General features: G+C 58.4%; 18 protein-coding genes. 9 read left to right on the top strand and 9 right to left on the bottom strand.

The annotated features are described in order from the left end of the window. Positions 1-51: 51 nt before the first annotated feature. The 3 genes from AUC61_RS08605 to AUC61_RS08595 all read right to left on the bottom strand — a co-directional run bounded on the left by AUC61_RS08605 (position 52) and on the right by AUC61_RS08595 (position 2618). Complete coding sequence (locus AUC61_RS08605; protein WP_243245523.1) at positions 52-483, bottom strand: DNA polymerase III subunit chi; 432 nt, start codon at positions 481-483, stop codon at positions 52-54. 7 nt (positions 484-490) lie between these two features. Beyond that, positions 491-919, bottom strand: coding sequence for a DNA polymerase III subunit chi (locus AUC61_RS08600; RefSeq protein ID WP_243245522.1), 429 nt, complete (start codon positions 917-919; stop codon positions 491-493). A gap of 208 nt (positions 920-1127) precedes the next feature. Then, a complete protein-coding gene (locus AUC61_RS08595; RefSeq protein WP_243245521.1) occupies positions 1128-2618 on the bottom strand; it encodes a leucyl aminopeptidase in 1491 nt (496 codons plus the stop codon). A gap of 320 nt (positions 2619-2938) precedes the next feature. On the opposite strand from AUC61_RS08595, the gene lptF reads away from it, so the two are divergent. Continuing rightward, positions 2939-4060 (top strand): LPS export ABC transporter permease LptF, encoded by a 1122-nt coding sequence (gene lptF, locus AUC61_RS08590; protein ID WP_243245520.1) that lies wholly within the window; start codon positions 2939-2941, stop codon positions 4058-4060. After that, positions 4053-5114, top strand: a complete 1062-nt coding sequence (gene lptG / locus AUC61_RS08585; protein WP_243245519.1) for an LPS export ABC transporter permease LptG — start codon at positions 4053-4055, stop codon at positions 5112-5114. Before lptF ends, lptG begins: the two co-directional genes overlap by 8 nt. A 258-nt stretch (positions 5115-5372) precedes the next feature. Here the strand turns inward: lptG and AUC61_RS08580 are convergent, their stop codons facing one another. From AUC61_RS08580 to metR, 6 genes are all read right to left on the bottom strand, one after another. After that, the gene (locus tag AUC61_RS08580; RefSeq protein WP_243245518.1) at positions 5373-5858 is read right to left on the bottom strand and encodes an RDD family protein; all 486 of its coding nucleotides are present in this window, start codon (positions 5856-5858) and stop codon (positions 5373-5375) included. A 98-nt stretch (positions 5859-5956) separates the two neighbouring features. Next, complete coding sequence (locus tag AUC61_RS08575) at positions 5957-6169, bottom strand: cold-shock protein (protein ID WP_243245517.1); 213 nt, start codon at positions 6167-6169, stop codon at positions 5957-5959. Between the two features lie 382 nt (positions 6170-6551). Further along, on the bottom strand, positions 6552-7676 hold the full coding sequence (gene gcvT / locus AUC61_RS08570) for a glycine cleavage system aminomethyltransferase GcvT (protein WP_243245516.1): 1125 nt from the start codon (positions 7674-7676) through the stop codon (positions 6552-6554). Positions 7677-7823: 147 nt separating this feature from the next. Continuing rightward, entirely contained in the window at positions 7824-10688 is a 2865-nt protein-coding gene (gene gcvP, locus AUC61_RS08565; RefSeq protein ID WP_243245515.1) for an aminomethyl-transferring glycine dehydrogenase, read from the bottom strand. Positions 10689-10698: 10 nt separating this feature from the next. Then, a complete protein-coding gene (gene gcvH / locus AUC61_RS08560) occupies positions 10699-11082 on the bottom strand; it encodes a glycine cleavage system protein GcvH (protein ID WP_095101330.1) in 384 nt (127 codons plus the stop codon). Positions 11083-11573: 491 nt separating this feature from the next. Next, on the bottom strand, positions 11574-12491 hold the full coding sequence (metR, locus tag AUC61_RS08555; protein WP_243245514.1) for a transcriptional regulator MetR: 918 nt from the start codon (positions 12489-12491) through the stop codon (positions 11574-11576). Between the two features lie 124 nt (positions 12492-12615). Between metR and metE the strand changes: the two genes are divergently transcribed. The 7 genes from metE (at position 12616) to AUC61_RS08520 (ending at position 21254) form a co-directional block, all read left to right on the top strand. Continuing rightward, positions 12616-14937 carry a 5-methyltetrahydropteroyltriglutamate--homocysteine S-methyltransferase gene (metE, locus tag AUC61_RS08550; RefSeq protein ID WP_243245513.1) on the top strand — a complete coding sequence of 774 codons (2322 nt, stop codon included), beginning with the start codon at positions 12616-12618 and terminating at the stop codon, positions 14935-14937. A gap of 167 nt (positions 14938-15104) precedes the next feature. After that, a complete protein-coding gene (locus tag AUC61_RS08545) occupies positions 15105-16097 on the top strand; it encodes an alpha/beta fold hydrolase (protein ID WP_243245512.1) in 993 nt (330 codons plus the stop codon). A gap of 57 nt (positions 16098-16154) precedes the next feature. Further along, positions 16155-16802, top strand: coding sequence for a DsbA family oxidoreductase (locus AUC61_RS08540; RefSeq protein WP_243245511.1), 648 nt, complete (start codon positions 16155-16157; stop codon positions 16800-16802). Between the two features lie 180 nt (positions 16803-16982). After that, the gene (locus AUC61_RS08535) at positions 16983-17696 is read left to right on the top strand and encodes a GntR family transcriptional regulator (protein WP_243245510.1); all 714 of its coding nucleotides are present in this window, start codon (positions 16983-16985) and stop codon (positions 17694-17696) included. Further along, complete coding sequence (locus tag AUC61_RS08530) at positions 17693-18706, top strand: ADP-ribosylglycohydrolase family protein (RefSeq protein ID WP_243245509.1); 1014 nt, start codon at positions 17693-17695, stop codon at positions 18704-18706. Before AUC61_RS08535 ends, AUC61_RS08530 begins: the two co-directional genes overlap by 4 nt. A gap of 162 nt (positions 18707-18868) precedes the next feature. After that, on the top strand, positions 18869-20338 hold the full coding sequence (locus AUC61_RS08525; RefSeq protein WP_243245508.1) for a purine-cytosine permease family protein: 1470 nt from the start codon (positions 18869-18871) through the stop codon (positions 20336-20338). Beyond that, positions 20328-21254 (top strand): PfkB family carbohydrate kinase, encoded by a 927-nt coding sequence (locus AUC61_RS08520; protein ID WP_243245507.1) that lies wholly within the window; start codon positions 20328-20330, stop codon positions 21252-21254. The genes AUC61_RS08525 and AUC61_RS08520 overlap by 11 nt, the downstream gene beginning before the upstream one ends. Positions 21255-21308 lie beyond the last annotated feature (54 nt).

The following is a 21308-nucleotide window of genomic DNA, read 5'->3' as shown; positions in this document are numbered from 1 at the left end:
CTCCCACAGGAGATCACGCAAGTCATCGGCTAGCGCGACTCCACAGGGGCGTTAATTCTGATACTGGCTCAGCAGCCTTTCCATTCGCGCTTCAAGACGGCGTTTGATTTCGGTCTCGATGTGCGGCGCGAAGTCGTCGATGACGTCTTGCATGATCAACTGGGCAGCGGCGCGCAATTCCGAGTCGAGATACAGCAGCGCGTCTTCTTTTGATTTGGCTCGCACCGGGGCTGCTGCCACGGGAACCTCGACAGGCTGCGCCGCAGGCTCGGGTGTCAGGGTCGGAATATCGGCCTCATCTTCATCGCCGAAATCCAGTTCCTGGCTCAATGCCGGTTTTGCACCCACCACGTCGAACAGCAAAGGGATCTGCCCTTCGCCATGTGCGGGCGGTTGCTGTGAGTCATCGCCGAGCAGTTGGCGGATCGACTCGAGGTCGTCCAGCAAGTGGGCGGAGTTTTTCAGAGGGTTTGAATTATCCATCGTGTGCTCAAAGCCGCTGTAGTCGGTGATCTTGCAGAGGATAGCCCTGTTCACGATAGAAACGAAAACTCTCTCGTGCGGCCAGTCGTATGGCGGGGTCTTCAACCACTATTTCCGCCACGCGGGCGAAACGTTTGAAAAAATCGGGGATGCGCAGGTCAAGATTGACCAGCAGATCCTGATGTTGCCCCGGGTCTTCACCCAGGCCCAGTACCACCGGTGCGACCTGATCGTCTTCCGCGTCACCATGGGGTATGAAGGTTTCACCCTTGAAGCGCCATAGCCGTGCATCGAGGTCTCCACGCTGCGCGGCATCGCTGCAGTGCAGGTAAATACGGTGACCCATGCGCCAGGCTTTTTCCGTGAGCTTGCAGGCGAAGTCCAGGCGAGCTGAAGGATCGGGGCTTGGGAGAATGTAGAAATCGACTTGTGTCATGTAGGTTCCAGGTCGCGGGGCGCTTGTTTCTGAACAACCAAAATGCAGTTTACCGAGTTGAAATGCATTTTCTGTAGGAGCTGCCGGAGGCTGCGAAAGCGTTTGCCCTGACACACCGCCATCGCAGCCTTCGGCAGCTCCTACAGAGGTAGCGTTGTTGCGTGAATGCACGGTGTCAGCGACACCGTGCGGAATGCCCCCGTGTTCCTTACGCGCCAGCGCGGTCGAGCAGGTATTGGGTCAGCAACGGAACCGGACGGCCAGTGGCGCCCTTGTCCTTGCCGCCGCTCAGCCAGGCTGTGCCAGCGATGTCCAGATGCGCCCAGTCGTAGGTTTTGGTGAAGCGCGACAGGAAGCACGCGGCGGTGATCGTGCCGCCTTTCGGGCCGCCAATGTTGGCGATGTCGGCGAACGGGCTGTCCAGTTGCTCCTGATATTCGTCGAACAACGGCAGTTGCCAGGCACGGTCGTCGGCGAACTTGCCAGCGTCGAGCAACTGATTGATCAGCGCATCGTTGTTGCCCAGCAGGCCGGATGTGTGACCGCCCAATGCCACGACGCAAGCGCCGGTCAGGGTGGCGATGTCGATCACGGCCTGAGGCTTGAAGCGCTCGGCGTAGGTCAGGGCGTCACACAGCACCAGACGGCCTTCGGCGTCGGTATTGAGGATTTCTACGGTCTGGCCGCTCATGGTGGTGACGATGTCGCCAGGGCGTGTCGCGGTGCCGCTCGGCATGTTCTCGGCGGCGGCGATGACGCACACCAGGTTGATCGGCAGTTGCAGTTCCAGCACGGCGCGCAGGGTGCCAAATACGCTGGCAGCGCCACACATGTCGAACTTCATCTCGTCCATGCCAGCGGCAGGCTTGATGCTGATACCGCCGGTATCGAACGTGATGCCTTTACCGACCAGCACGAAAGGCTTCTCGCTTTTCTTGCCGCCGGAGTAGTTCATGACGATCAGGCGTGGCGGTTGGGCGCTGCCCTGTGCCACGGCAAGGAACGACCCCATGCCCAGCTCCGCGAGTTTCTTCTCGTCGTGAACTTCAACCTTGAGGTTCTTGTGCGCCTTGCCCAGCGCCTTGGCCTGCTCGCCAAGGTAAGTCGGGTGGCAAATGTTCGGTGGCATGTTGCCCAGATCGCGGGTCAAGGCCATACCGGTAGCGATGGCCTTGGCGTGAGAGGCTGCACGCTCTACGTCGGCAACGCTGATCTTGTCAGTCAGCAGGGTGATTTTCTTCAGCGCCCGTGCTTCGGCTTTCTGAGTCTTGAAACGGTCGAAGACGTATTCGCCATCGGCCAGGGTTTCGACCAGCAAACGCGCTTTACCGTAGGTGTCACGGTTTTTAACGGCTACCTGATCCAGGGCGATGGCAGCATCAGTGCCGCCCAGGCCTTTAAGAATTGACAGCACGGCACTGACGATTTTCTTGAATTGACGGTCAGACAATTCCGCTTCTTTACCCGTGCCGACCAGCAGAACACGCTCGGCTTTCAAGTTCGGCAGGTTGTGCAGGAGCAGACTTTGAGCCACTTTGCCGGTCAGATCACCACGTTTGAGCACTGCACTGATGGCGCCACCGCTGAGCGCATCTACGGCTTTTGCGGCATCGCTGAGCGCGCGACCTTCGCCCACGGCGACCACAAGGGTCGCGGTCTTCAAGGTTTCTGGGCTTACGCTTTTAACAACCAATTCCATGTCGGGGTCCCCGAATAAACGATGAGCTTTCGCGAAATGAATGACGTGCGCGGCAGGGAGCGGGTGTTTCGCATCAACATGCCAACGACAAGGCCCGCAGTTTGACCCCGCCACGGGACCGATGACAACCCCGGAAAACATGCGAATGCGGCTCTGTGCAGGACCTTTCCGTGAGAACTATCCGGAGCACGCAGTGACAGAGGGCATCATTCACAGGATAATGCCGCATATTTTTTGGCAGAGCCGTGTTGAGTCTGCCGCCACTGCTAGTACCTTTTCTTGTCTGGCTGCCTGAGCCTGGCGACCCTGGAGTGTCTGGTTTGATCGTCTTTCGTTATCTGTCCCGAGAAGTGCTGGTTACCCTGAGCGCTGTGAGCGCCGTGTTGTTGGTAATCATCATGAGCGGACGCTTCATCAAGTACCTCGCGCAGGCCGCGTCCGGGGCACTTGATCCTGGCGTGCTGTTCATGATCATGGGTTTTCGTATGCCCGGCTTCCTGCAACTGATCCTGCCACTGGGACTGTTTCTGGGGATTCTGCTGGCTTACGGTCGGCTTTATCTTGAAAGCGAAATGACGGTTCTAGCCGCTACAGGCATGAGCCAGCAGCGTTTGTTGTGGATGACCATGGCCCCGGCGACCCTGGTGGCGCTGCTGGTTGCCTGGTTGAGCTTCAGCCTCGCGCCTCAGGGCGCGACGCAATTTTCCCTGCTGATCAACAAGCAGGATGCAATGACCGAGTTCGACACCTTGGTGCCAGGTCGTTTCCAGGCCCTGCGCGACGGTACTCGCGTCACGTACACCCAAGAGCTTTCCGATGATCGTTCTAATCTGGGCGGCGTCTTCATTTCGGAAAAGCGCGTGTCCTCCGACAAGAGCAAGGATCGCGGGATTACGGTTCTGGTTGCAGAAAAGGGCCATCAGGAAATCAAACCTGACGGCAACCGCTTCCTGATTCTGGAAAACGGTTATCGCTATGACGGCAACCCGGGCGAAGCCAATTACCGTGCGATCAAGTACGACACCTATGGTGCGATGCTGCCCAAGCCGGACATCAGCGACGAGATCACTGACCGCGAAGCCATTCCGACCTCCGACCTGTTCGGCAGTGATGTGCGCCGCAATCAGGCTGAGCTGCAGTGGCGTATCTCGCTGCCGATCCTGGTCTTTATCGTGACCTTGATGGCAGTGCCACTGTCGCGGGTCAATCCACGCCAGGGTCGTTATCTGAAATTGCTGCCAGCCATCCTTCTTTACATGGCTTACCTGACCATGCTGATCGCGGTGCGTGGCGCACTTGAGAAAGGCAAGCTGCCAATGGCGCTGGGTATCTGGTGGGTGCATGTGTTGTTTCTGTTGATCGGCCTCGGGCTTTTGTATTGGGAGCCGTTGCGCTTGAAAATGGCGAGTCGCCGCAGCGCGTCGGAGGTGGCTCATGGTTAAGCTCGATCGTTACATTGGCAAAAGCGTTTTTGTCGCCATTCTCGCTGTTCTCGGGATCATTCTCGGTCTGGCATCGTTGTTCGCCTTTATCGATGAAATGGGTGACGTCAGCGACAGCTACACCTTGCTCGATGCCAGCAGCTTCGTATTGATGACTGCGCCACGGCGTGTGTATGAAATGCTGCCAATGGCGGCGCTGATTGGCTGCCTGATAGGCCTGGGCAGCCTGGCCAGCAGCAGCGAACTGACCATCATGCGGGCCGCCGGTGTCTCCATCGGCCGCATCGTCTGGGCGGTCATGAAGCCGATGCTGGTGCTGATGATCGCCGGTGTACTGATTGGCGAATACGTGGCTCCGGCTGCCGAGAATCAGGCGCAGGCCAACCGCTCACTGGCGCAGGGCAGTGGTGATGCACAAAGTGCCCGTCATGGTATGTGGCACCGCCAGGGTGATGAGTTCATCCACATCAACTCGGTGCAGCCTAACGGTATTTTGTATGGTGTAACCCGCTATCGTTTCGATAACGAGCGACACATGCTCAGTGCCAGCTTCGCCAAACAGGCAACGTTCAACACCGACTCCTGGGCGCTGAAAGACATCACCACCACCTTCTTCCGTGATGGCAGCACTGAAGTTATCAAGACGGCGGACGAGCGTTGGGACGTAGCACTGAGTCCACAGCTGCTTAGTACGGTCATCATGCCGCCTGACTCTTTGTCGATTACCGGGTTGTGGCAATACGCGCATTATCTGGCTGATCAGGGCCTGAGCAATGGCCGCTACTGGCTGGCGTTCTGGACCAAGGTTCTGCAGCCGCTGGTAACGGTGGCGCTGGTGTTGATGGCGATCTCGTTTATCTTCGGTCCGCTGCGCTCTGTGACGTTGGGGCAGCGGGTGTTTACCGGTGTATTGGTGGGCTTCACCTTCCGCATCGTGCAAGACCTGCTGGGCCCATCAAGCCTCGTATTCGGCTTCTCTCCGCTGTTCGCAGTGCTGGTGCCTGCGGCTGTCTGTGCGTTGGCTGGTGTGCTGTTGTTGCGCAGGGCCGGGTAAGGTTTTGCTGCTGTGAAAAAGCCGACTTCGTGTCGGCTTTTTTGTATGCGCTGTTAAGTACTGCTGCGAACGTACTACAGCCATCGCGGGCAAGCGCGCTCCTACATAAGGTAGCGGTGGTAGGAGCGAACTTGTTCGCGAGGCGGCAGACCTGAGTCGCCGCTTCAGGCCCTCTCGCCAACAAGTTGCCTCCTACCGGATCGAGATCCAACTGTAGGATCTAATGACACGATCACCCAGCCGCAAAGATGAGTTGCTCTACCTCTGCTTTGGCACCCGAACCAACTGGCTGTTGGAATACCTGTCGTGCCAGCTGCGATTCTGCTTATCAAACAGCGCCCAGATGAAGCCCAGGCCTACGCATAACCACGATGCTATGGACACCATAAATCGTAGTAGGGCCTGTAGCAGGCTGATGCCGCTACCGTCGGCGTTCTGCACGCGGATGCCCCAGACCTGCATGCCCAATGTTTGCCCGGAGTGAGTCCAGAATTTGGCGAAGAAACCAAATACCACCAACAGCAAAATCGTGGACAGGAAGGGGTCGCCGTCCAGCGAGCCTGATTCCGACAAAGCCTTTAAACGCGCCTCACCCATAAAGGCCATCAGCACCAGCTTGTAAATAAAAGCGGTGACCAGCACCAGGGCAAAGCACAGCAGTGCGTCGTAGCAGATCGCAGCGAAACGGCGGCCGAGGCTTGCGGGAGGGAACTCACCTTGCGGGCGAAGCATGTGTCGGGACATGGCGGTGGCTCTCGCTCATCGAAAGAACACATTTTACTAACTCGCAGGCATAAAAAAGCCCCCTGATATCAATACCAGGGGGCTTTTTGTTCCAAGGCTTACGCTTCGGCTTGTACTTCGTCAGCCTGCAGGCCTTTCTGACCTTGCACTGCAACGAAGGTCACTTTCTGACCTTCTTTCAGGCTTTTGAAGCCATTGCCCTGAATAGCGCGGAAGTGCACAAACAGATCCGGACCGCTTTCTGGAGTGATAAAACCAAACCCTTTCTCGTCGTTAAACCACTTGACGGTACCGCTCTGACGTGTAGACATTTTCTTATTTCCTTGAAACTTGAATTAATGACAGCCTCCCTCACCTGAAAGAGTACTGGGCTGGTTGCAGGAAGTAAGAAGCGTAGAGCGGGTTGTAGCAAAGCCTAGCGCTACTGCCCAGGTCCCGATTCAGCGACCCATGCAAACACAGTTGAGAAACTCTACGCTAACTCTTGTTACAAACACAAGCCCCTGTCTGGTGCCCGTATTCACGACGTTTGGGGCTGTTTTAAAATATTTACCAGTTGCGCAGAATCGATAGTTTTTCACTGTTGAGTGCACTCTTCGAGTGCGCTGTTTTGGCACTTTCGCCGCTGTTTAGTGCGATAAGAGATGCGGCGGGCTGATTAACTCTGCCGCCGCATTTTTTTGACGCCGTTATTCAACCGCGGAAGTAACGTTGTGCAACGAAAGGCATTTTACTAACGCGCATAGGTACTTGCTTGCCTCGCACTACCGCCCAGAGCTCTGTGTCGAGTGCAGTCAATGAACTGTCTACATAGCCCATCGCCAATGGACCGCCCAATGTTGGTCCGAAACCACCGCTGCAAACAGTACCGACAGAGTTACCGGCGGCGTCGACGATATCGGTGCCTTCACGTACCGGCGTTCGTTCTTGTGGTAGCAAGCCAACCCGCTTGCGTGCAGGGGTTGTTTGTTGCTGAGCGAAGATCTGCTCGGCTCCCGGGAAACCGCCAGCACGTGCGCCATCTGCGCGGCGAACCTTGGATATTGCCCACAGCAGGCTGGCTTCGATGGGGGTTGTCTCGGTATTCATGTCGTGGCCGTAAAGGCACAGACCCGCTTCCAGGCGCAGTGAATCGCGCGCGCCTAGGCCAATCGGAGCGACTTCCGGTTCGGCCAGCAGACGCCGTGCGAGGGCGTCAGCCTGATCAGCCGGGACGGAGATTTCGTAACCGTCTTCGCCGGTGTAGCCCGAGCGGCTGACGTAGCAGTCGACGCCCAGTAGCTGGACGCTGGCGAACTGCATGAATGTCATTTTGGCGACTTCAGGAGCAAGGCGCGCCAGCACCGTTACGGCTTGTGGACCTTGCAAGGCGAGCAATGCCCTCTCTTCAAACAGTGACTGGATTGCGCAATGGTTGCCCAGGTGTTTTTGCAGGTGAGCCAGGTCTTCGTTCTTGCAGGCGGCATTGACCACCAGCATAAGTTGATCGTTGCCCAGGTTGGCAACCATCAGGTCATCGAGGATGCCCCCGGTCTCGTTGGTGAACATTGCATAACGCTGCATGCCCACTGGCAGGTCGATGATGTCCACCGGCACCAGTGCTTCCAGCGCTTTGGCTGCATCGGCACCCGTCAGGCGAATCTGGCCCATGTGCGACACATCAAACAGACCGGCTTTTTCCCGGGTATGCAGGTGTTCTTTCATCACGCCAGCCGGGTATTGCACAGGCATGTCGTAGCCCGCGAAAGGCACCATTTTTGCGCCGAGTTCGCGGTGCAGAGCGTGGAGCGGGGTGGTGAGCAGTTGTTCGGTGGTCATGGTTCAATCCTTTTGAAGAGGCTAATGAAATCCTTGTAGGAGCTGCCGCAGGCTGCGATCACCTGCGGAGCAGGTGCCAATGGGTCGAAGACCGTTCCGGTCTTTTCGCAGCCTTCGGCAGCTCCTACCAAGGAGTTGCGCAACGAATCACGCCTCTTGATAGCTCTCGATGGACGGGCAGGCACAGATCAGGTTGCGGTCGCCAAACACGTTGTCGACGCGACCTACCGGTGGCCAGTACTTGCCGTCGATCAGGGATTCGACCGGATACACCGCTTGCTCGCGGCTGTAAGGGTGGGTCCATTCGCCGACGATTTCCGCCGCAGTGTGCGGTGCGTTTTTCAGCGGATTGTCTTCTTTGTCCAGTACGCCGTTTTCGACCGCGCGGATTTCTTCGCGGATCTTGATCATCGCGTCGCAGAAGCGGTCCAGCTCTTCTTTGGATTCGCTTTCGGTCGGCTCGATCATCAACGTGCCTGCTACCGGGAACGACATGGTCGGGGCGTGGAAGCCGAAGTCGATCAGGCGCTTGGCGACGTCATCAACGCTGATGCCGCTGGTTTCTTTCAGCGGACGCAGATCGAGAATACATTCGTGCGCCACCAGACCGCTGCTGCCGGTGTAGAGCACTGGGTAGTGTTCTTCGAGGCGGCGCGAGATGTAGTTGGCGTTGAGGATCGCCAGTTGCGAAGCGCGTTTGAGGCCTTCACCGCCCATCATGCTGATGTACATCCAGGTGATTGGCAGGATGCTCGCGCTGCCGAAGGGTGCTGCGCAGACTGCGCCTTCCTTGCGAGCCATGGTTGCGTGGCCTGGCAGGAACGGGGTCAGGTGCGACTTCACGCCAATCGGACCCACGCCCGGGCCACCACCGCCGTGCGGGATGCAGAAGGTTTTGTGCAGGTTCAGGTGGGAAACATCGCCGCCGAATTTGCCCGGTGCGCAGAGACCGACCATGGCGTTCATGTTCGCGCCGTCGATGTAAACCTGGCCGCCGTTGTCGTGAACGATGGCGCAGATCTCGCGGATGCCTTCTTCAAACACGCCGTGGGTCGACGGATAAGTGATCATGATCGCGGCCAGATGGTCGCGGTGCTCAATGGCCTTGGCGCGCAGGTCTTCGATGTCGACGTTGCCACGCGCATCGCACGCCGTCACAACAACGCGCATGCCAGCCATGTTGGCGGTGGCCGGATTGGTGCCGTGAGCCGATTGTGGGATCAGGCAAATGTCGCGGCGTTCGTCGCCACGGCTCTGGTGATAGGCGCGGATTGCCAGCAGGCCCGCGTATTCGCCTTGGGAACCGGCGTTAGGCTGCAGCGAGATCGAGTCGTAGCCGGTGGCCGCGCAGAGCATCGCTTCCAGCTCGTCGGTCAGCTGTTGATAACCCGCGCTTTGTTCGGCAGGTGCAAACGGATGCAGGTTGCCAAATTCAGCCCAGGTTACCGGGATCATTTCGCTGGCTGCGTTGAGCTTCATGGTGCAAGAGCCCAGCGGGATCATGGTGCGATCCAGCGCCAGGTCCTTGTCGGCCAGCTTGCGCAGGTAGCGCATCAGCTCGGTTTCGGAGTGATAACGGTTGAACACCGGGTGACTGAGGATCGCTGATTCACGCAGCAATGCTTGCGGCAGGCGCGATTCAACACTTTGCTCCAGTGCGGCGAAGTCCGGCAGTTGTTGGCCTTCGCCTGCGAAGATTGCCCACAGGGTTTCAACCGACGCTTGCGAGGTGGTTTCGTCAAAGGACAGACCCAGACGCTCGCCGTCGATCTCCCGCAGGTTGATCTGCTGGGCGCGAGCCTTGGCGTGCAGCGCTGCGGTGTCTGCGCCGGTCTTCAACGACAGACTGTCGAAGTAGAATTCCTGCTCGACGTTCAGGCCCAACTGGCTCAAGCCTTTGGCGAAGATTGCAGTCAGGTGGTGCACGCGGTTGGCGATTTGCGTCAGGCCACGTGGACCGTGGTAAACGGCGTACATGCTGGCGATGTTGGCCAGCAGCACTTGGGCGGTGCAGATGTTGCTGGTGGCTTTCTCGCGACGGATATGTTGCTCGCGAGTCTGCATGGCCAGGCGCAGGGCCTGCTTGCCATGGCGGTCTACGGAGACGCCCACCAGACGGCCTGGCATGTCGCGCTTGAACGCATCTTTAGTGGAGAAGTAAGCCGCGTGCGGGCCGCCAAAACCCAGTGGCACGCCAAAGCGCTGGGCGCTGCCAATGGCAACGTCTGCGCCGAATTCGCCTGGCGGAGTCAGCAAGGTCAGCGCCAGCAGGTCGGCCGCTACGGCCACCAGAGCGTTGGCAGCGTGGAAGCGCTCAACCAGTTCGCGGTAATCGAACAGGTCGCCGTTGCTGGCAGGATATTGCAACAGGGCGCCGAAAAACGGGCTGACGTCGGTCAGCTCTGCTTCGTCAGCGACGACTACAGTGATGCCCAGTGGCTCGGCGCGAGTGCGCAGCACATCCAGGGTTTGCGGGTGGCAATGGCTGGAGGCGAAGAACTGGTGGCTGCTTTTGTTCTTGCTCAGACGCTTGCAGAAGGTCATGGCTTCGGCAGCAGCGGTGGCTTCGTCAAGCAGCGAGGCGTTGGCAATCGGCAAGCCGGTGAGGTCGCTGATCAGGGTCTGGAAGTTAAGCAGTGATTCCAGGCGGCCTTGGGAAATTTCTGGCTGATAAGGCGTGTAGGCGGTGTACCAGGCCGGGTTTTCCAGCAGGTTGCGCAAGATCGGCGCAGGCGTATGGGTGTTGTAGTAACCCTGACCGATGTAGGTCTTGAACAGTTGGTTCTTGCTGGCGATGGCTTTGATTGACGCCAGGGCGTCGGCTTCGCTCAGACCGGGCTCCATGCCCAGAACGCTAGTGCCTTTGATGCTTTCCGGGATGACGCTGGCGCTCAACGCTTCCAGTGAATCAAAGCCCAGGGTTTGCAGCATGGCTTGCTCGTCAGTGGCGCGCGGGCCGATGTGACGGGCAATGAATTCGTTGGCGGTGCTCAATTGAATACGGTCAGTCATGGTCTGCTCCTCAGGCTTCGGCGTTGGCTTTGATCAGACGGTCGTAGGCGTCCTGATCAAGCAGGCTATCGATAGCGCTGGCGTCTTGGGGAATGAAGCGAAAGAACCAGCCAGCGCCAAGGGCGTCTTCATTGACCAGTTCTGGAGTGGCGTCGAGGGCCTGGTTGACTTCAACCACTTCGCCATCGAGCGGCATGTTGATGCTGCTGGCTGCTTTTACCGACTCCACTACCGACGCTTCGGCGTCCTTGGCGTAGGTCTGCAGCTCAGGAAGTTGCACGTAAACCACATCACCGAGAGATTCTTGCGCGTAAGGCGTGATGCCTACCGTGACACTGCCATCGGCTTCTGCACGCAGCCATTCGTGATCGACAGTGAATCGCAACTCGCTCATAGATACTCCTAAGGTGACTTAGCGCTCGCGGGACGCGCGAACATTGATGACAATCACTTAGCAAATATGCGGCCAGTTTTATTTTTGTCATATAAATCAACTAGTTAGATGATATTGAATATCTAGCATTGATTTGCTCTGTAGCGAAATCGATACAGCCTGTATCCGGTTACAAACTTTCGGCGGATCAGAGCCTTGGCGGCGGCGGGCATGCCAATGTCGTATTGAAATCGTTACGGTGTATCGATATCGATACGGGAGAGGGAGGTGCCCGATGATCCCCTGTGGGAGCGGTGCTTGCCCGCGAAGAACGCGGCATGGATGACACACCGCAGCGACTGATTCGCGGGCAAGCCTCGCTCTAACGGATTAGGCAATCCTGTGGGAGCCGAGCTTGCTCGCGATGTAAACACCACAGGTCTAAGGCCCATCGCATCCAGCCTTATCGCGGGCAAGCCCAGCTCCCACGGTGTATTGCGTCAATCACACCATCACCGCACGGCACTCACCCCATCCAGGGTCGAGAACGAAGTGTCCTTGGCGGTGAGCAGGAAGTCGCGCATGTAGGGTGCATCCAGCATGTCGGTTCGCACTCCGGCATAGAGTGTAGCGAACAATCCTTTTTCGCCCAGTCGCTTGCCTTTCACGTAGCCACGCGAGCTGTATTCATGCAGTGCCCAATGGGGCATGCCGCACACGCCACGGCCGCTGGCGACCAGTTGCATCATCATCACGGTGAGTTCCGACGTGCGCACCTGCGCAGGCTCAATGTCTGCCGGTTCAAGGAAACGGGTGAAAATGTCCAGCCGGTCCCGCTCCACGGGATAAGTAATCAGGGTTTCCTTGATCAGGTCTTCCGGCACGATGTACGGCTTGCTGGCCAATGGATGCTGGTTGGCGACAGCGAGCATGGCTTCGTAAGTGAACAGTGGCACATACGTGATCCCGACCAGTTCGAGCGGATCAGACGTCACCACCAGATCAAGATCGCCACGGGCCAGAGCAGGCAGAGGCGCGAAAGCAAAGCCCGAGGCCAGATCCAGCTCGACTTCCGGCCAGGCGTCGCGGAATTGATCGATGGTTGGCATCAGCCACTGAAAGCAGCTGTGGCATTCGATCGCCATGTGCAGACGACCTGCTGTGCCGCCCGCGAGCCTGGCGATATCGCGCTCGGCACCCCGCAGTTGCGGCAGCACGGCGTCCGCCAGTTGCAGCAGGCGCAGCCCGGCGCTGGTAAAACGCACTGGTTTGGTTTTGCGCACGAACAGCGGCATGCCCATGCGTTCTTCCAGCTCCTTGAACTGATGAGACAGCGCCGACTGGGTCAGATGCAGGCGCTCGGCAGCTTCCACGAGGCTGTCGGCTTCACGCAAAGCGTGCAGGGTTTTCAGGTGGCGTATTTCAAGCATCTCGTCTCGCAGACCTGTCAGTGCTTCATGAATGAATTTTGTGAACAACACGAAAACAATGAGTTTGTCTCACGTTGGGTCGGCTGTCGACAATGGCGTCATATTTCGACAGGAGCTTTTCATCATGGCCTTGGCCCACAATCTTGGATTCCCGCGCATCGGCGCTGATCGTGAACTAAAAAAAGCGCTGGAAGCGTTCTGGAAGGGCGAGCTTGATCAGCAAGGCCTGCGTGATGTTGGTCGGGAACTGCGCGCCGTTCATTGGCAGCTACAGAAAGACGCTGGTATCGAGCTGCTGCCCGTGGGTGACTTCGCCTGGTATGACCAGGTATTGAGCCACTCGCTGATGTTTGGTGCGGTCCCCGAGCGTTTCGCCGGTACTCGTGACGCTCAGGGCTTGCCGACTCTGGACACCCTTTTCGCGATGGCCAGAGGCGCTGAAAGCTGCTGCGGCGGTGCGCATGCTCAGGCGTCGGGTCAGCAGCAGTACGCTCAGGAACTGACCAAGTGGTTCGACACCAACTACCACTATCTGGTCCCGGAATTCACTCAGGATCAACGTTTTCAGTTGAGCTGGGAGCAGTTATTCGAAGAGGTGGATGAAGCCCGCGCTCTGGGGCACAAGGTCAAACCGGTATTGATCGGTCCTTTGACGTATCTGTGGCTGGGCAAGGCCAAGGGGCATCATTTCGACAAGCTGGAGCTGTTGGATAGTTTGTTGCCGGTGTACGGCGAAATCCTTGGTCGTCTGGCCGGGCAAGGTGTGGAGTGGGTGCAGATTGATGAGCCAATCCTCACGCTTGATTTGCCTCAAGACTGGAAAAATGCATTCGAGCGCACCTATCACAGCCTGCAGTATTCCCCGCTGAAAAAGCTGATCGCGACTTACTTCAGTGGTCTTGAAGACAACCTTGGCTTGGCGGTTTCTCTGCCGGTAGACGGTCTGCACATAGACCTTGTGCGTGCGCCGGATCAACTGGCTGCCTTGCTGGATCGTCTGCCAAGCTACAAGGTGTTGTCGCTGGGCGTGGTTAACGGGCGCAATGTCTGGCGTTGCGATCTCGAACAGGCATTGGGCCAGTTGCAGGAAGCGCAGCAGCGCTTTGGCGACAATCTCTGGGTCGCCGGTTCATGCTCCTTGTTGCATAGTCCGGTTGATCTGGGGCGTGAAGACAAGCTCGACGCTGAACTGAAGAGCTGGCTCGCTTTTGCTGTGCAAAAGTGCGGTGAAATCTCGCTGCTTTCCACTGCCCTGAACGATCCTCAGGCTGCTCACGTCCAGCGTGCGCTGGGCGAAAGCCGCGCGATTCAGGCCAGCCGTTTGCAGTCACCGCGTATCCACAAATCGCAGGTGCAGGCGCGGCTGGCGGCGATCACTGCCCAGGATAGCCAGCGCCAATCGGCGTTCGCCGAGCGTATCGGGCAGCAGCGTGACCGGTTGAATTTGCCAGCGTTTCCGACCACGACCATTGGCTCGTTCCCGCAGACTGCGTCGATCCGGCTGGCACGTCAGGCGTTCAAGTTGGGCAAGTTGTCGGCCAATGACTATCACGACGCCATGCGTCATGAGATTCGCCATGCAGTACAAATCCAGGAACGCCTCGGGCTGGACGTTCTGGTGCACGGCGAGGCGGAGCGTAATGACATGGTCGAGTACTTCGCCGAGCAACTGGACGGTTACGCATTCACCCGTTTTGGCTGGGTGCAGAGTTACGGTTCGCGTTGCGTGAAGCCAGCAGTGATATTTGGTGATCTAAGTCGCCCTCAAGCGATGACAGTGGACTGGATCAGCTATGCGCAAAGTCTGACCGACAAGCTGATGAAGGGCATGCTGACCGGCCCGGTGACCATGTTGATGTGGTCGTTCCCGCGAGAGGACGTGTCCCGCAAGGTCCAGGCGCAACAGCTGGCACTGGCGATTCGCGATGAGGTGGTGGACTTGGAAGCAGCTGGCATCAAGATCGTGCAGATTGATGAGGCCGCCTTCCGCGAAGGCTTGCCGCTGCGCCGGGCGCAATGGCAGGAATATCTGGACTGGGCCGTGGAAGCGTTCCGCCTGTGTGCGAGTGGTGTGCGTGACGAGACGCAGATTCATACTCACATGTGCTACAGCGAATTCAATGATGTGATCGACTCCATCGCGGCGATGGATGCCGATGTGATTACCATCGAGACGTCGCGTTCGGACATGGAACTGCTGGAGGCTTTCAAGGCTTTCGATTACCCGAACGATATTGGTCCCGGGGTATATGACATTCATTCACCCCGTGTACCGGGCACTGAAGAGATGGTGAAACTGATGCGCAAAGCGGTGCAGCATGTGCCCGCCGAGCGCTTGTGGGTCAACCCGGATTGCGGCCTGAAAACCCGCGCCTGGCCGGAAACCGAAGCGGCGCTGGTAAACATGGTGGCGGCGGCACGGCAGTTGAGAGCTCAGTTAGCCTGATGAGTTCCACTGGGAGCGGGCATGCACTGCTCCCACTGGAACTCATCACAACATTAAAACGACCGCTCAGCCGCCTTCATCAAACTGTCACGCAACTGTGGCAGCGCGCTTGAGAAAACTTCATCACACTCGTTGCCTACTGGGGATCTGTTTGTCGGTGTTTCTTAATGCGCGTTCTTCTTTTTCTGGCCGCACTCTTGTGCGGCTTGCCGTCTTTTGCGGCCTCCAAATGTGATGTCAATGTTCCTGTTCAGATAGCCGAGCTCAAAGAAGTGCGGCTGGCTTATCAGAGTATCGGCAACGAATCCGATCCTGCTTTGCTGCTGGTCATGGGGTTGGGCGGGCAGCTGATTCACTGGCCTGATGAGGTCGTGGCGGCGCTGTGTCAGCAGGGGTATCGGGTTATTCGCTACGATAACCGCGACGTTGGCCTGTCCACCTGGAACGCTCCACCGGCCAATGCCAATCTCACCTACGAAGTGCTGCGCTACAAACTCGGCCTGCAGGTTTCCGCCCCGTATTCACTGACCGATATGGCAGACGATGCGCTGGGATTGATGGACGTTCTGCACGTCCAGCAGTTTCACGTGTTAGGCGCAAGCATGGGCGGCATGATTGCGCAGCATCTGGCGGATCTGGCACCTCGGCGTATCGAAAGCCTGACCCTGATCATGACCAGTTCCGGCGCTCAGGGTTTACCCATGCCTAATGCCGCGTTGATGCAATTGCTGGCCAAGCGTGGCGCCCCGAACAGAGCAGCCGCGCTGGAGCAGCAGGCCGATCTGCTCGCAGCATTGGGCAGCCCTGAAGTGAAAGACGATCGGGCCATGCTCTTGCAGCAAGCGGCGGCGTCCTACGACCGTGCGTTTAATCCGGAAGGGGTGAAGCGTCAGATTCTCGCGATTCTGGCTGAGCCGAGCCGGGTGCAATTGCTTGATCGTCTGCGTCTGCCGGTGCTGGTCGTCCACGGAACAGCTGATCCGCTATTGCCTGTGATGCATGGCGTGCATGTAGCGGCGCACATCCGTGGTAGCCAGTTGCGGCTGATACCGGGCCTGGCTCACCGCTTTCAGGAGGCGTTCAAGGCTCCGCTGCTTGCGGCGGTGTTGCCTTACCTGCGCGCGCAGCACGACGACGGCCGGAGCATGGCGCAGCTTTGAAACAACACCGGACTTAGGCGTATCGTGGTGGCTTTCTTTATTTAGAGTGAGCCTGCCATGAGCACTCCGTTGAAAATTGATTTCGTCTCCGATGTGTCCTGCCCCTGGTGCGTGGTCGGCCTGCGGGCGCTAAATGAAGCGCTGGCTGAGCTAGGCAGTGAAGTTCAGGCGCAGATTCACTTTCAGCCATTTGAGCTGAACCCGAATATGCCCGCTGAAGGACAGGATCTGAACGAACACATTTTCGAGAAATACGGCTCGACCCCTGAGCAATCCGCCGCCAACCGGGAAAATATCCGCCAGCGGGGTGCTGAGCTGGGGTTTACCTTCACTCAGGGCGATCGACGTATCTACAACACCTTTGACGCTCACCGCTTGCTTCACTGGGCTGAGCTCGAAGGCAAACAAAAGGCCTTGAAGGAAGCGCTGTTTGCTGCTTATTTCACAGACCTTGCCGACCCCTCCAGCCACCGCGTGCTTGCGGATGTTGCGCAGAACGTTGGCCTTGATCGGGTGCGTGCAGAAGCGATTCTGAGTAGCGATCAATTTGCCGCCGAAGTCCGCGAGCAGGAGCAATTGTGGGTTTCAAGGGGCATCAGCTCGGTGCCGACCATCGTCTTCAACGACCAATATGCGGTGTCGGGCGGGCAGCCGGTTGAGGTGTTTGTAGGGGCCATTCGTCAGATATTGGGCGAGGGGAAGTAACCCTCCTGTTTCAGACCCAGATCCCTGTGGGAGCAGAGCTTGCTCGCGATAAGGCCCACGCGATCTAAAGTGAATTGCATCCAGCCCTATCGCGAGCAAGCTCTGCTCCCACAATTGATCCAGTTCCTTCAGTGAAATATGTGTTGCTGACCCAGGCCACTATCGGTTATCAATTTGTACATGATTAGACATGTCCGATTTGATAAAAAACAACGCGTGGTGGATGAGCTTGCACGACGCATCGAAAGTGGCCAGTTGGAGTCGGGCAATCTGTTGCCGGGCGAGCATTTGCTGGCGCAGGAATTCGATGTCAGCCGGGGCACGCTGCGTGAAGCCTTGTCCGAGCTCAAGCGGCGCAATTACATCGCCACTCAGTCGGGTGTCGGTTCGATTGTGACCTACGACGGCATCAGCCTCGACCAGCGCAGTGGCTGGGCGCAGGCGCTGGCTGATACCGGGGCGAGGGTAACTACCGAAATTCTGCGTGTGGTGGAGGTTGAGCGCACTGACCTGCAAAGCCGTTTCGGTACTGTCCACTTCATCGCCATCGATCGTCGCCGAACGGCTGCCGATGGCAGCGTGGTTTCCCTTGAGCGGGCCCTGGTTCCTGCCGTAGAAGGCCTGGAAAACCTGCCTGCAACGGGGCTTATCGAGGATTCCTTGACACTGACCCTGGCGGCGCATGGCTTCGTCGGGGATCGCGGTGATCAATGGATCGGTGCCGAGCCGCTCACTGCGGATGATGCATTGTTGATGATGCGTGAACCCGGCAGCGTATTTCTCAAGGCCATTCGCACCACCTACGACCGACGCGAGCGCTTTATGGAGCATGTGGAAAGTTTGCTCGACCCGCTGCATTTCCGTATGCACCTGGCGTTTGGAGGTCAGTCATGAGTCTTCTAGACCGCCGCGACCGCGCCTTGGGCGCTTTTTATGGGCTGGCGTTGGGCGATGCTCTGGGCATGCCGACCCAGTCGTTGAGCCGCGATCAGATTCAGGCGCGTTTCGGTCGAATCCTGACGTTGATGGCCGCCGGTGCGGATCAGCCGATTGCGCCGAACATGCCAGCCGGGTCGATTACCGATGACACCGAGCAAGCCGTATTGGTCGCCGAACTGCTGGTAGCCGGATCAGGGCGCATCAACCCGTCCGACCTGGCTCAAAGTCTGATTGATTGGGAGGCCGTAATGCAGGCCAAGGGCTCCCAGGATTTGTTGGGCCCTTCAACCAAACGAGCCATTGAAATGATCCTCGCCGGGCACAGTCCGGAAGAGGCTGGCCGTTTCGGTACCACCAATGGCGCAGCGATGCGCATTACCCCGGTTGGCATTGCGGCTGATATCGCCGATCCGCAGCGTTTTATCGCATCGGTCGTGCAGGCCTGCCAGGTGACTCACAACACAACATTGGGCATCGCCAGTGCTGCCGCAGTCGCCGGTGCGGTTTCAGCCGGTATCAACGGTGCAAGCCTGAGCGAGGCACTCAAGCTCGGTGTGGTCGCCGCCAGACTGGGCGAACAGCACGGCCATTGGGTGGCCGGCGGGCGTATTGGTGCACGTATCGAATGGGCGCAGCAGTTGTGCGCTGATTGCGAAAACGAGGCACTGCCGGATTTGCTCTATGACGTGATCGGCACGTCAGTGGCATCGCAGGAATCGGTAGTCGCAGCCTTCGCTCTGGCTCAACACGTCGCGGCGGATCGTCTGTCGGCGTTTGAAGCGCTGTGCATGGCGGCGAGCCTGGGCGGTGACACCGACACCATTGCGGCGATTCTTGGCGCAATTCTGGGTGCCAGCCAAGGGCTGCACGCCTGGCCGCCGGTGCTGATCGAGCAGGTTAAACAGGTCAACACGCTGGAGCTAACGGCACTGGTCGAGGAATTACTGGTCCTGCGTTCAGCCTGAGGCTGCCTGCTTAAAAACTGAATCAGGGACAAACGCTGATGCCGCGGTGGCTAACCGCCGTGGCGCAGGCATGTTCAGCTGTTCCGATGATCCACATCGGACAGATGTGTTATCGATTCTGCATTGCCCACAACCAAAATAAACGGCATTGGAGCCTGGCTCATGAGCTCATCAAACACGACGCAAAGCGCAGGACAATTGGAAACACGTGGCATCGAGCCGGTCCCGGAAAACGAGTGCAATGGCCATCCATTGCAGCTGTTCTGGGTGTGGTTCGCCGCCAACATCAGCATCCTCGGCTTACCATTGGGTGCGACGTTGGTGGCCTTCCGGGGGCTGTCGATCTGGCAGGCAATCATCGTGGCCATTCTTGGCGCGGCGGGTTCGTTTGCCGTGGTTGGGGTGATCTCCATCGCCGGTCGCCGTGGACGTGCGCCGAGCCTGACGTTGTCCCGCGCCATCTTCGGTGTGCGCGGCAATATTGGCCCGACCATCGTCTCGTTGATGTCGCGCCTGGGCTGGGAAACGGTCAACACCACGACGGCAGCATTCGTGCTGCTGTCGCTGTCCGCGATTCTGTTCGGCACCCCGGTTGAAGCGAAAAGCACACCGGGTCTGACCTTGGTGTTCATCGCTATTTTCGTGCTAATGACGCTGTGCGTTTCCGGTCTTGGTCACGCCACGTTGCTGGTCATCCAGAAATGGGCGACGTATATCTTTGGCGCATTGAACGTGATGGTCGGCGGTTTCCTGATTGCCCATATCGACTGGAACGCCGTGTTCAGCGCGGCGCCTGCACCGCTGAGCGCGATGATCATTGGCGTGGGCATCATGGCAGCAGGTACCGGCATTGGTTGGGCCAACGCCGGTGCGGACATGTCCCGCTATCAGCACCGCAGCGTCAAAGCCACGCGACTGGTGGCCTCGGCGGCGTTTGGTGCAGGTATTCCACTGGTCTTGTTGATCACCCTTGGCGGATTGCTGTCGGTGGGTAACGATCACCTGGCTTCGGCCACTGATCCGATCATCGCGATCCGCCAACTCCTGCCGAACTGGATGGCCGTGCCGTACCTGATCACTGCGTTTGGTGGCTTGCTGCTGTCGAATAACCTCTCCGTTTATTCGGCCGGTTTGACCACCTTGACCCTGGGTTTGAAGGTCAAACGGGTTCACGCCGTCATCGTCGATATCGTCGCGATCTTCATCGGTTCGATCTACTTCATGCTGATCGCCGAGAGCTTCTACGGCCCGTTCATTACGTTCATCTCGTTACTGGCAGTGCCGATTACGGCGTGGGTCGGGATCTTCATTGTCGACTTGATCCACCGTCACGTTTACTCGGGCAAAGACCTGATGGACGTTTCGCCGAGCAGTGCTTATTGGTACAGCGGCGGGGTGGAGTGGCGTGCGCTTGGGGCGTGGGCGTTGGCAATCGTGCTGGGCTTCAGCTTTACCACTGTCGCCACTACCGCTGACAACGTGCTGTTCACCGGTTTCCTGTCCGACTCCTGGCTGGGTCATAACGGCCTGGGCTGGATCGTGACCTTCCTGGTGGCGGGTGGTGTTTATGCGATTCTGGGCGGTGCCCGTGATCGCCGAGCGTTTTCCGAAGAGGCCCAACATGCCCGCTAGATTGCTGCACACCGGCCAGGTCGTTATCGATCTGGTCATGGCACTGGATGAGCTGCCAGCCTCTGGCGGTGACGTGCTGGCCAGTTCCGCCCGGTTTGAAGCGGGTGGCGGTTTCAATGTCATGGCTGCCGCCCGGCGCAACGGCATGCCGGTGGTCTATCTGGGTCGCCATGGCAGAGGTCAGTTCGGTGATCTGGCGCGTCAGGCCATGACAGCCGAAGGTATTCAGTTCAGCGCAGCCTGCAGCGAGGAGCAGGACACCGGGCTGTCCGTGGCGTTGATCGAGCCGTCAGCGGAGCGCTCGTTCATTTCTTACGTGGGGGCCGAAGGCGGTTTGTCGGCGCAGGATTTGAACAGCGTGACGGTGCAAGCCGACGACTACGTTTACGTCAGTGGCTACAGCTTGCTGCACGAAGACAAGGTGCAGAGCCTGCTGGATTGGCTGGGGTCGTTGCCGGCCAGTGTGACCGTGGCGTTCGACCCGGGGCCGCTTGTGCATTCGCCCGATGCGCCGCAGGTCAGAGCGTTGCTGCCGCGGCTTGATCTGTGGAGCAGCAATTGCGAAGAGGCGTTGCGTTTTACTCAGTGCGAGGACATCGCTCAGGCGCTCGACCGGCTGGCTGAGTTACTGCCGGATGACGCCTTGATTGTGGTGCGCGACGGACCGAAAGGGTGCTGGGTTCGGCATCGTCAACAAACGCAGAATGTGGGCGGTTTTCCGGTCAAGGCTATCGACACCAATGGTGCGGGTGATGCTCACGCGGGCGTGCTGCTGGCTAACCTGGCGGCAGGGCTTTCATGGGATCAGGCGGCTTTGCGGGCTAATGCTGCGGCGGCCATTGCAGTGACTCGCTGGGGCCCGGCAACATCGCCGGATGCGCGGGAAGTGGAGGAGTTGGTTGCGTTATCCCGGTAGGAGCGGGGAACACCGCGCTGTCTCGCTGCAAACGGAACCTGTAGGAGCTGCCGA

The organism is Pseudomonas maioricensis (assembly GCF_022790535.1).
GTDB lineage: Bacteria > Pseudomonadota > Gammaproteobacteria > Pseudomonadales > Pseudomonadaceae > Aquipseudomonas > Aquipseudomonas maioricensis.
This window is presented reverse-complemented; position numbering and strand designations above follow the sequence as displayed.